Origin of the sequence: Paeniglutamicibacter sp. MACA_103 (assembly GCF_045798555.1) — a bacterium.
Lineage (GTDB): Bacteria > Actinomycetota > Actinomycetes > Actinomycetales > Micrococcaceae > Paeniglutamicibacter.
In genome coordinates this window covers 1-11,400 of the sequence record NZ_JBIXLN010000079.1, presented here as the reverse complement: position 1 = coordinate 11,400, position 11,400 = coordinate 1, and the positions used below count along the sequence as shown (strand labels likewise).

12 protein-coding genes and 1 pseudogene are annotated in these 11,400 nt (G+C 56.1%); 4 read left to right on the top strand and 9 right to left on the bottom strand.

What is annotated here, in order from left to right:
• From ACIPVK_RS21150 to ACIPVK_RS21140, 3 genes and pseudogenes are all read left to right on the top strand, one after another.
• A partial coding sequence (locus tag ACIPVK_RS21150; RefSeq protein WP_407613959.1) for a FadR/GntR family transcriptional regulator occupies positions 1-443 on the top strand: 443 nt, incomplete at its 5' end.
• Between the two features lie 96 nt (positions 444-539).
• Positions 540-668, top strand: coding sequence for a hypothetical protein (locus tag ACIPVK_RS21145; protein WP_407613958.1), 129 nt, complete (start codon positions 540-542; stop codon positions 666-668).
• A 206-nt stretch (positions 669-874) separates the two neighbouring features.
• Positions 875-1,161 (top strand): annotated as a pseudogene (locus tag ACIPVK_RS21140) (enolase C-terminal domain-like protein); the annotation flags it as partial.
• A gap of 146 nt (positions 1,162-1,307) precedes the next feature.
• Here the strand turns inward: ACIPVK_RS21140 and ACIPVK_RS21135 are convergent.
• The 9 genes from ACIPVK_RS21135 to ACIPVK_RS21095 form a co-directional block, all read right to left on the bottom strand.
• Positions 1,308-2,141 carry a DeoR/GlpR family DNA-binding transcription regulator gene (locus ACIPVK_RS21135; protein WP_407613957.1) on the bottom strand — a complete coding sequence of 278 codons (834 nt, stop codon included), beginning with the start codon at positions 2,139-2,141 and terminating at the stop codon, positions 1,308-1,310.
• A gap of 43 nt (positions 2,142-2,184) precedes the next feature.
• On the bottom strand, positions 2,185-2,973 hold the full coding sequence (locus ACIPVK_RS21130) for a triose-phosphate isomerase family protein (RefSeq protein ID WP_407613956.1): 789 nt from the start codon (positions 2,971-2,973) through the stop codon (positions 2,185-2,187).
• A 53-nt stretch (positions 2,974-3,026) separates the two neighbouring features.
• Positions 3,027-3,488, bottom strand: coding sequence for a ribose-5-phosphate isomerase (locus tag ACIPVK_RS21125; RefSeq protein ID WP_407613955.1), 462 nt, complete (start codon positions 3,486-3,488; stop codon positions 3,027-3,029).
• A 20-nt stretch (positions 3,489-3,508) separates the two neighbouring features.
• The gene (locus tag ACIPVK_RS21120; RefSeq protein WP_407613954.1) at positions 3,509-5,251 is read right to left on the bottom strand and encodes a dihydroxyacetone kinase family protein; all 1,743 of its coding nucleotides are present in this window, start codon (positions 5,249-5,251) and stop codon (positions 3,509-3,511) included.
• A 94-nt stretch (positions 5,252-5,345) separates the two neighbouring features.
• Positions 5,346-6,347 carry a D-ribose ABC transporter substrate-binding protein gene (locus ACIPVK_RS21115; protein WP_407613953.1) on the bottom strand — a complete coding sequence of 334 codons (1,002 nt, stop codon included), beginning with the start codon at positions 6,345-6,347 and terminating at the stop codon, positions 5,346-5,348.
• A 55-nt stretch (positions 6,348-6,402) separates the two neighbouring features.
• The gene (locus tag ACIPVK_RS21110) at positions 6,403-7,533 is read right to left on the bottom strand and encodes an ABC transporter permease (RefSeq protein WP_407613952.1); all 1,131 of its coding nucleotides are present in this window, start codon (positions 7,531-7,533) and stop codon (positions 6,403-6,405) included.
• A 1-nt stretch (position 7,534) separates the two neighbouring features.
• Positions 7,535-9,070 carry a sugar ABC transporter ATP-binding protein gene (locus ACIPVK_RS21105; protein WP_407613951.1) on the bottom strand — a complete coding sequence of 512 codons (1,536 nt, stop codon included), beginning with the start codon at positions 9,068-9,070 and terminating at the stop codon, positions 7,535-7,537.
• Positions 9,067-9,717 carry a DUF2291 family protein gene (locus ACIPVK_RS21100; RefSeq protein WP_407613950.1) on the bottom strand — a complete coding sequence of 217 codons (651 nt, stop codon included), beginning with the start codon at positions 9,715-9,717 and terminating at the stop codon, positions 9,067-9,069. The genes ACIPVK_RS21105 and ACIPVK_RS21100 overlap by 4 nt, the downstream gene beginning before the upstream one ends.
• 35 nt (positions 9,718-9,752) lie before the next feature.
• Positions 9,753-10,772: a zinc-dependent alcohol dehydrogenase family protein gene (locus ACIPVK_RS21095; RefSeq protein ID WP_407613949.1), complete on the bottom strand. Its 1,020-nt coding sequence runs from the start codon at positions 10,770-10,772 to the stop codon at positions 9,753-9,755.
• Between the two features lie 397 nt (positions 10,773-11,169).
• Between ACIPVK_RS21095 and ACIPVK_RS21090 the strand changes: the two genes are divergently transcribed.
• The coding region (locus ACIPVK_RS21090) for a hypothetical protein (RefSeq protein ID WP_407613948.1) at positions 11,170-11,400 on the top strand (231 nt) is incomplete at its 3' end.

Genomic DNA, 11,400 nt, shown 5'->3' with positions numbered 1-11,400 from the left:
AACGCCGGCAGTTGCTCGAATTCCGGATGGGTCTTGAATCCGAGGCGGCAGCCGCCGCCGCGCTCACGGCGAACCCCGGCACCCTGCCCGCCCTCGACGCGGCCCTTGAGGCGTTCAGGAAGGCGGGAACCAATGCCTCGCGCTCCATGAGCTGCGACTTCGATTTCCACTCCGCGGTGGCCTCGGCTAGCGGCAACCCCTACTTCCTGGACGCGGTGCGACATCTCGGTCCGGCCATGATCGCCATGCCGCGCCAGCGCCTAGACTCTCAGGACTCGGTTCTGCTTCCCCGGCTGGAGCAGGTCGCGGGTGAGCACCTTTCCATCCGCAACGCCATCGCTTCTGGCAACGCCATGTCCGCAGCAGCCGCCATGCGCGTACACCTAGCCAATTCCCTCCTCCGACTTGGAGTCGAAGCAGGGGTTGTCCCCCCCACGCCCTGAGAGAATTTGTACCGCCAATCCGCGAAGGGAAAACCCTCATGAAGTGTCCCGTCAGCAAGAAGCACAGGGACCTTCGGGCTTGGATAAGGTGGATGAATGATCGCTGTCGAATTGCTTCCGCTTCCCGCGGACTACGACGAGGTTGTGGCGGCGTTGAAAAACCAGGCTCACCGGGCGCGGGTCACCGCCCAGCGCCGGGTGAACACGGAACTGATCGCACTGTAGTGGGGCATTGGCGGGCAGAACATGCTTCGCCAGGAGGCCCACGGCCGGGGTGCCGGGGTCATCCGCCGGCTGGCCGAGGACCTGCGTGCGGAGTTCCCGCAGATACGCGGCTTTCCCAGCGGAGCCTGCAATACATGCAAACCATGTCCAGTGAGTGGGGCGCCAAGACAAATGTGCCGCAACTAGTGGCGCAATTGCTCTAGGGGGGCGAGATGCTGGCCTCGGTGGCCGAGCACGAGCGCCTGATTGCCACACGCGCCTGCGACATCATCCAGCCCGACGCCCCGCGCATCGGCGGCATCACCCAGTTCCTGCACCTCGCAGCCGCATACCCGCGCGAACCCTGGGTGGAGCACTTCGACTGGCTCGACCCCCTGTTCAGCGAACGCCTCGAGACCAAGGACGGCCGTATGATCGTCCCGAACTAGGCTTCACCTTCAGCGACCAGACCCGCGCGTGGACGACCGACACCATCGAGTTCGGAACCAGATAGCCGATTCTCGGAGTCGTCCTGGGAAGTTATCTTTGGAGTTGCTCTCGGATTCGCGTGGTTCCGAGAGCAACTAAGTACTGAGCCTCAAAATATGATTGGTTGAGCAATTTCTCCACGGTCTTTGATTCGGCTAGAAATCGAACTGGTTAGGACCGCAATCGTTGCCGCGTCGTTGGTGCCGATGCACGAGCGATGATCACGTTGGTTCCCGCTTCGCGCAATCGCCCAATATCGGTGGCAGGTGTACCCGAATCCACAATTACTGCGTCAAAATCCGCCAAGGCTGCAAACGCAAACATAGCCCTCCGTTGGAACTTTGTATGGTCCACGAGAAGGTAGCGCTTCTTCGCCGAGTTGAACATAGCACGCTTGATATCTACAGTTTCTTGGTTTTGATGGAAACAGATGTCATCCACAATTGCGGCCGTGGACATGAAAACCGCGTCGGCTCTGAGTTGGGAAATGTTTTGAATGGCAACACCACCCATGAAGGAACTGCACCAGTTATGGTACGTGCCTCCAACGGACAACACGGAAATGTCTCTGGCGCCTCTCAATTCGTTCATCAAGGTCAGGACATTGGTTATCACCGTCAATGGTGCCATGGCCTGAAGGTGTTCGGCCATCGCGATCACCGTTGTGGAATCGTCAAGGAAGATTGCTTGTCCCGGTTCCACCAAGGAACAAGCAGTCTTGGCGATTTCCACCTTCAGCTCGTGCTGTTGTTCCATACGATAGATGTCGCTGGATTCAACCAAACTCGAAGCGAGCGCAGTGGCGGCCCCCCGAGTCTTTCGCAACAAGCCGCGTTCTTCCAATTCATCCAAATCACGGTGCACAGTCATCTGAGAAATGTCGAAGTGTTTAGCCAGCTGATCGATCCGGACGGTACCTTCGGCCATAACCATCGTCGTGATTTCTTGCTGACGCAAAAATTGTTTGGTCAAAGGTGTTTCTTCCGGCGTCTTGTAATGTTCCATGCAGAGCGTCCCTTTCATTTCCTGGACTGGATTCGAAGCTGACCTATCCTGGAAACTCGTTGAGAGCGGCGGCTTCGGCGATGATCGCGGCCAAGGACTCAGTATCATGTGCAAACCGTCCCAAGAATAGCCCGTCAACACTTGGCCCCAAACGGGACAAGAGTCCTGGGCCGGCACTTCCTCCATAAATGATATTGGTTGCCGACTCGATCCCTCGGTCATGAAGCCAGCTGCGGAGTGCGTCACAAACGGTTCGAATGTGGCCTTCAGAAGCTGGCGTAGCGGCCCCAATCGCCCAGACCGGCTCATAGGCAATTACGAGGCGGGGCGCTCCTTTACTAATAAGCTCGAATTGTCCGTCCAGCGCGGAATTAAGTTGGCGCGTGCACTCAGCAATCGCGGCCTCCGGTTCGCCCTCCAGTGGCTCGCCGATGCATAGAACCGGCGTTAATCCATTTCGCAGTGCAGCTGCCGTTTTGTCAGCGACGATTTTGTCGCTCTCACCGAAAATTCCCCGCCGTTCTGCATGTCCGACTTCTACGTACGAGCATCCAATGTCGCGAAGCTCTACGGGGCTTACTTCTCCGGTGAACGCGCCATAATCTTCCCAATGCAAATCTTGGGCACCAAGACGGATAGTTGAGTTTTCCAACTGTGCTGCAGCTCCAGGCAGTGACACAAAGCTGGGCATCACGAACAGTTCTACTCCCTCTGGCAACCGATCTCCGAATGGGCCAGCAAGCTCTGCGACGCTTCCGCACCATTCGATGGATTGCCGGTGAGTGAAGTACATTTTAAGGCTCACACCGAGCAAGGTAGTAGCGGATTTCAACGTCGACTCCTAAGTCGTCCTACGAAGGGGATCAGATTCGGCAAAGCGGCTAGCTACTGTCCCTCGTAAGCTTTCATAATGGCAACCTTTTCTGCTGAAGCGGATGATTCATCGAAGCGGTAGGTGAGCCATTCCCCAGCCAAACGGCGCGCAAGTTCCAAGCCAACCACGCGTTGACCAAACGTAAGGATCTGAGCATTATTGCTCAAGACGGAACGTTCGACCGAATAGCTGTCATGAGCAGTCACCGCCCGAACACCATTGACCTTGTTCGCGGCAATGGCAACGCCCAGCCCGGTTCCGCAAATCAGCAGGGCACGGTCGGCTTCATTTGCTGCGATCTTTTCCGCCGCAGCGATAGCAATCGTTGGGTATGGGGTGTGTCCATCGGCGCCGACACCGACGTCCAAGACCAATTCAACCAGTTTGCTGGCCAACAGGTCGGCTTTCAGCGCTTCCTTATAAGTAAACCCGGCGTCATCGCAACCAATGACAATCCTTAATTTTTCACTCATTGTCAATCCTTTGATATTAGTTATAATGAAGGGGTCTGGTGAAAGTGTTCGTTAATGGAATCGATAATCAATGACAGGGAAATGGCCCCCGGGTCAGGATGTCCGAGACTCTTTTCTGCCAGGGGCCTAGCTCTGCCCATCTTGGGAACGAGGTCTGCAGTTTTTCGAGCGGCTTCCAACGCAATCGGTGTCGCCATATTCCATGCATCCCGCAGGCCATTGCCTGCATTGACGGAGTGCGCAAAGGCATCGCCGAAGGGGACTAGAACGTCGACCATCGTCTTGTCACCAGGCGCTGCCTTGCCGAAAGACATGACTTTGGCCGAGGCCAAACGCAGACCTTCAGATAAGGAATGTGCGCTTGGTGCATATGTATTACCTAGAGCCGACCCGACTTCACGCAATATGATTCCCCAAAGGATCCCCGAAGTACCCCCGGCTTTGTCTGCCCATGCGGCCGAAGCCTCGGCCAGGACCTGCCCGGCGCCAGCTTGTGAGGTCGCCGCCTGGCGAGCTGCGATAACGGCAGCAGTGCTTCCGCGCTTCATGCCGATGCCATGGTCCCCATCACCGGCAATGGAGTCCAAGGCCCCGAACTCCTCCACGTGCTGGTCCACAGTGTCCTTGATAGTCTCCACTAGGCTGATAATCAGACCGGCAGCAGCCTGGGATTCTGCACTTCCTGGATCCTGGGCTACCTCAATTTCTCCGACGTCATCTCGGGCATCGTTGTGAGTACTGGCGCTTAGTTGGACTGTGGCCGCCTTGCGGAACGCTGGCGTGGAGGCTGGCGCCTTCCAATGCGCTTCCAGTTCGTCGTCCAACCAAATCAACGTGAGTGAAATCCCGGCCATTTCAAAGCTTGTCGCAAACTCGCCGATTTCTGGTTCCACGATCGTCAACCCAGCTTTTTCACTCAATGCGGCAATCCGCCGGTAAACAACGAAGAGCTCCTCAGTCTTGACCGAACCCAGACCGTTGAGAATGACGCTGATGCGAGATCCATCCATCGTCGTAATGTCGGACGGTACATCGGTGAGGAGACGCTCCCACAAAAGTTCGGCGAGTGCATCGGCTGTTGGACGGTCGGCCTCCCCGATCCCGGGTTCCCCGTGAATTCCCATGCCGATGGCCATACGACCGATGGGAACAGTGAAGAGGGGCGCGTCGGCACCAGGGAGGGTGCAGCCTGAAAACGCTACGCCGAACGAACGAGTCCGGTGGTTGGCAAGGCTGGCAATGCGTGTCACCTCGGCCAAATCGGCCCCGGACTCCGAAGCAGCACCAGCGATCTTGAAAACTGCTAGATCCCCTGCTACTCCACGGCGCTTTTCAATTTCGGAAATGGATGCGCTGGAGACATCGTCGGTAACTGGCAGAAGCTCCGCATGAATTCCTTCGGCAGCGAGCATATCTTTGGCCATGGTGAAGTTAAGAACGTCGCCTGCATAGTTACCAAACGCGAGCAGGACCCCGCCACCTCGATGGGCAGCCTTGGCGACGGAATGAATCTGTTGCGCCGACGGCGATGCAAAAATGTTGCCCATGGCTGCGGCATGGGCAAGCCCCGGGCCCACCAACCCCGCAAATGCCGGATAGTGGCCTGATCCACCACCGATCACCACCGCAACCGAATCCGTTGCCGCCTCGCTCGAACGCAGGACTCCTCCGTTGATTCGGCGGACCCACTGGGGGTATGCTGCAGCGAATCCATTAGTGAACTCGTCCGTGAACGCGGTCGGATCGTTGAATAGGTATGCCATCTGTGGTTCTCCTGGACAGGGGTGGGGAAATTCGGGAGCATCCGATGGAACGGGCCTTGCCTGCCCCGTTCCATCGGAAAATTCGCTTCCTTGGCTAGTTTTTGAGCGTGAAATCCGAATAAGTTTCGACGTTTTCCTTGGTAATCAAATAGCAGTCGAAAGACTGCTTTTCTTCGTCTACGCCGGTCTTACCCGACTTCAGGTAGCTGTCGGCTTGTATAACCGCTTGCTTGGAGAAATCAACTACTGGCTGCAGGACCGAGTAATCGAGATTTCCACCCTCAACTGCCGCTGCGGCATCAGGGTTCCCGTCAAAGCCACCGACTGTGATGTCGTCAAGCTTGCCTGCCTCCTTGATGGCCGCAATGGCTCCGAGTGCCATCTGGTCGTTGCCAGCAATTACTCCTTCGATGTCAGGGTGCGCCTGAAGCATCGATTGCATCTTGTCGTGCCCCAGTTTCTGGTCCCAGTTGGCTACCTGAGAATCGAGAAGTTTGAGATCCGGGTACTGGCTGAGTACTGTCTTGAAACCATTGGAGCGCGTCGCCGCATTGTTGTCCGAAGCGGGACCAATCAGTTCGACGTATTTTCCCTTTCCGTCCATTTTCTTCACGAATTCTTCAGCACCCAAAGCTGCGCCTTGAGCGTTATTTGAAACCAATTGGGATTTGGCCAGACCTTGCTGATTGATCTCCGCGTTGACCAAGAAGACCGGTATGCCTGCTGCTACTAACTTCTGGACGGCTCCAATCGAACCGTCTGCGTTGGCCGGGTCCATGATGACTGCGGCGGACTTGTTGGTAATGGCAGAGTCAACCATGTCACCTTCCTTCTTAGTGTCACCGTTGTGAGCCAGGACGGTGACATCGTAACCAAGAGATTTTCCTTCCGCGGTCACGGCGTCCCCGGAAGCCTTCCAGAATGGGTTCGCTGGCTCGTTGGTGATCATGGTTATCAGCTTGCTGTCAGCGTTTGCAACGTCCCTAGTTTCGTTTGAACTTGCGGCCTCGGGGGCTGGAGAGTTGCCGCCACAGGCCGCCGTTGCGGCAATGAGGAGTCCTGCGGTGAGGGCGCTGAGCGTGCGTTTCATCTTCATGGTGCTGCCTTTCAATGGGTTATCGATTGGTGAAGCAGTGAGAATCCAGGAACTGCTATTGGCTGGCCGAGACTCCAGCTGTCGGGCTCCCGGTGGGAAGACCGGCACCAGCCAGGGGCCGGCCGTTTCCAGGTGTCGCAGGTGGAGCAGTCTTCTTGGACTTGTATTCAATGCGGTTTAGCATGACTGCCACGACAATGACGCCGCCCTTGAAAACCATCTGCCAGTACTCGGAGACCCCGATAATGACCAGTCCATCGGAGAGGAAGCCGATGACGAATGCGCCAAGGAGCGTTCCGCGGACGTTGCCTTTGCCGCCCATGAGGGAGGCTCCGCCAATGACGACGGCAGCAATTGCCGTAAGTTCGAAGGAGTTACCAGCAGTGGGGTTGGCGGAGGTAAGTTCTGAGGCAACTATTACGCCGGCGATGGCAGCGCAAGCACCTGATGCGACGTAAACCCAGACTTTTACCTTTTTGACGGGAATACCGGAAAGCTCGGCCGCCCGTTCGTTGCCACCCGACGCATAGAGCCAGCGTCCAAAAGGCATTTTGTTGAGCAACAGAGATGCTAGGACGGCCACGAGGATCATGACCACGACACCCGTGGGAATTCCAAGGATTCGGTTGAATCCGAGGAAGTCGAACCCAGTGTTGCCAAGTTCGGCGTTTCCGCGGAGGTTTGGATACGTCAGCCCACCGGTTATCAGCAACGCAGCGCCCCGAACCACATAGAGCGTGCCCAAGGTGGCGACGAACGGGGCTACGCCGAATTTTGATATCAGAATGCCGTTGATCCAACCAACAAATGCGCCAACTGCTACGGCACTGACGGCGCAGACCCAGACAGCCGGATAAAGCGTGACGTCAAGCCAGACTATATGGACTCCCTGCATCATCCACCCGGCAACTACACCGGCCAGTCCTAGTGTCGAACCGACCGATAGGTCGATGCCTCCGTTGAGGATAACCAGCAGCATTCCCAAGCCCAGGATTGCGAAGATGGCAACGTGCGCCGACATCGTCAGCAGGTTAGAGAAGGTGAAATAGTTGGGCGAGAGTGCTGCGAAGACAACGATTATAATGATCAGGGCGATGAATGCGCGCCCTTCCAAGAGAAGCTGAGGCAGGCTGACATTGCCTAACTTGCTGCCTCCCGCGGTTTTCTTCTGCGCTTGGATGCTCATCTCAGTTTCCATTCGTGTGGGCGGCTTCGGACTCGCCGGAGGCAGCCATTATTTTTTCCTTGGTCGCCTCTTCGGCGGTGAACTCGGCGGAAATCCGCCCCTTGCTCATGACAATGACCCGGTTGGCTATGCTGAGGCACTCACCGACTTCGGAGGTCGAATACAGGACTGCCAAACCTTTGCCGGCCTGCTCACTCAACAGCCCGAACACCTCAGACTTCGCACCGATGTCGATGCCGCGGCTTGGCTCGTCCAGCAGGATGACATTCGGATCGGTGGCGAGCATCTTTCCGATAACGACCTTCTGCTGGTTTCCCCCGCTAAGAGAACCAATAGCGGAATGAGGGCTGGCTGTCTTCACGTGCACATTACGGATCCCGTCATCAATGATTTGTGATTCACGCTGCGGGTTTAGGAAGAGTCCTTTGATAAATCCTTCAAGGCTTGCCAACGATAGATTTCTTCCCACGGACATGGTCTGAACAAGTCCATCGCGTTGGCGGTCCTCCGGAACAAGTCCAAGGCCGGCCGAAATGCGTTCTCTAATGGAAAGTCCGGAAATATCTGTGCTCCCTAACAAGACTCTGCCGGATGCCAATGGCACGCGCCCCGCCAGCGATTCCAGCAATTCCGTGCGACCCGCGCCCATAAGCCCGTAGATGCACACGATTTCGCCAGCGCGAAGGACGAAGTCAAGGTTCTGCACCGCATAGCGACCTGGGTGATTGATGTCTTCGACAGATACATTTTGGAGTTCCAACGCCACCGGAGCGTTTGGCTTCTGCTCCGGAGGACTGCCGAGATGGAAGTCCCGACCAACCATTTGTCCGACGACCCAGTCCAAGTTGACGTCTTTGACCTGGGCATTGGCCACAATATTCCCGTCGCGCAATACTGTTGCCTGATCTGAGATCGCCATGGCTTCCTCAAGGTGGTGCGAAATGTAAACAATCGAGACACCTGAGCCGGTAAGCTCCCGGATGACCTTGAACAGGACCTCGACTTCGCTGGCGCTCAGCGCGGAGGTGGGCTCGTCCATGATCAGAATTCGGGCATTTACAGACAATGCCCGGGCGATCTCAACCAGCTGCTGTTGGCCTAACCGAAGGCTGGACACCAGCGATGTCGGGCTAATGTCTTCTTCAAGTCGATTCATGAGGCCAGCGACTTCTTTGTTTTGAGACTTGAAATCCACTGCACCTGTAGTCAGAGTTTTTTCTCGGCCCATGAAGATGTTGTCGGCCACGCTCAAATTTGGAGCAAGGCTGAGCTCTTGGTGGATAATCGAGATTCCGTTGTCTCTGGCCTCAACCGTACTTCCGAATTCGACGCGCTTTCCGCGGAGTTCCAGGGCTCCACTGCTGGGTCTTTCAATACCGGAGAGAATCTTCATGAGTGTCGATTTTCCGGCCCCGTTTTCACCGAAGAGACAAGTGACTCGGCCCTCGTGCACTTCGAAATCAACGCCCTTAAGCGCATGCGTCCCGCCATACCGTTTGGTGACGTCCACAGCCCGAAGTACTACATCACTAGTCATTTGGACACCTCAAAGAGAACTGGGGTCACAATGTACGCCTTCGGATTGATCGGCTGGAACGATCCGGTAACGTTCACTGTTTTACCGTTAAGGTCGGATGCCGTAATTGTCGAGAGCACATGTTCCTTGACCTGGTTATTCAGTTCAGCCCCAACATTTTGGTATTCAATCTGGTTGGTGAATTCCGGAAAGTTGACCAGGCCTGTGGCATCTCGGATGACTGTGCCGTTAATTGCGGGTCCCATCTGTATCAGGACTTTAATATCGTCAGAAACGCCCGGCACTACCACGGGAAGCAGTCCGTCGGACGAAACTTCTCCGGCCACTCCGGCGAATACTGCCGAGTAGACAGGTGCGGAAGAGCCGCTCACCACGCCGAATTCGATTGCTGCCGCGTCCTTGTCCTTGGAAATGGCTAGGCTCATCGGAGCAAGGTCGGAAGCTCGGTCGATGATTGCAGGCGCGATGCTAGATGCAAATTTGGATTCGGCATAAGTTTTCGGGCTGAATTTTTCCGATGCCGCTTCCTCGGTTTGTTCAGCGGTTAAGACCTCGGTGCTTACGCCCATCATGACGAGAAGCAATACGGTGCCTCCTGTAAGAATGGCTCGGGGCTTGTTGAGCCGAAGGGCTTTATTTGTTCCCATGGGTGCTTTTCCTAAGGTGTAGAGGACAGCCTTGGCTACGCGAGGATTCTGGACTGGCTGTCGTTGGGCCGGATCTGGAGTTTCCTTCCGGTGCCAGCCCGGAACATGTCCAACGCCTCGGAATAGTCGTCCAAAGTGAATGAGTGGCTGATCATCGGTTCACTATTGATGGCGCCGGCTTCAAACATCTCCACGGCCCTACCAAAGGTGTTGAGGACGGCCATGGTGCCGACAATGCTGATTTCATCGCGGTAGACACGGAAAGGGGAGTAATCGGCCGTGGCTTCGGAAGGAGCGACGCCGAAGTGCTGGAACGTTCCGCCGGGCTTGACCCTCGGCAGCCCGTCTTCGATGGCTTTGATAACACCGGTGCAATCGATGACTACGTCCCACAGGTCCCGGCTGGATTGGTTTGCGGAAGTATAAACGTGCTGGATGCCTACTTCGCGGGCGACTTCGAGACGGCCTTCATTCGTGTCGATAATCGTGACAGAAGCGGCTCCTGCCCGAGGGGCGAGCTGGGCCATGAGCAACCCCATAGTTCCTGACCCATAGATTAGGTAGTGTTCTCCCATTTTGCGGGGCAGGATGTCATAGCCGCGGATGGCGCAGGCCAACGGCTCGATGAGGGCAGCCTGGTAAAGGTCGGTTTCAGGGGAAAGCTTGAATACGTTGCTGAGCGGGGCCTTCAACAAGCCAGCAGCAGCGCCATCACTGGCAACCACTCCCAGGCCGTTCCACTCCCGGCAGAGATTGCCCTTGCCGTTGAGGCAGTACTCGCACTCACTACAGGTGGTGCTCGGATTAACCACTACGTGGTCGCCCACTGCGAAACTCTTGACCTCCGAACCAACAGCCACAATGACACCGGAAGCTTCATGTCCCGGAATGAGCGGGAACTGGGTCCCCTCAAACTCACCATCAAAAACGTGTGTGTCAGTACCACAGATGCCCACAGCGGCGACTTCGACGATGACATCGCGCGGTCCGGGTGTCGGATCGGGGCGCTCGATGAGCGCCAGGTTCCCAGGCGATTCGAAGACTATTGCGCGCATCTTGCAGGCTCTCTTTCATAGAGGTGGGTGCATTCCCGAATGGTGGACCTTATATCGAAACATCACATATACCGTGTGATCTTGTGAATCAGTTACGTTAGATATAACTATGACTCATGTCACCGCAAATTGCCAGCCCCGCTTTGTTTCCAACCCGTAGAAATCCTAATAATGCGCACAAAATTGCATGTTGACAAGCAATTAGTCGTCTAAGTTCGCGAACTCCACGACGACAAATACCTCCCGAGACAGTCCTATGTTTTTCGTTACAGATGTGATGTACTCATTCGAAATGTGATATTTGGTATGAAGCTGACGTGCTTCTGTTCGTTCATCCACTCTGCCGGACAAGTCTTGTTTGAGTGGATTCTCCCTGCCCTCGGAAAGGTTTCAAAAAATGAAGTTGACCATCCAGACTGTGGACTCGTTGTATGTATCGCCACCCGAATTCGCTTGGACCGATCTTGACCAGCGAGCCGTCGACACCGCCCGCGTGCTCGCCGCGGACGCGGTCGAGAAGGTAGGAAACGGACACCCCGGCACGGCGATCTCGCTGGCCCCGGCCGCGTACCTGATCTTCCAGCAGCACCTGCGCCACGACCCGTCCGACCCGGCCTGGATCGGCCGC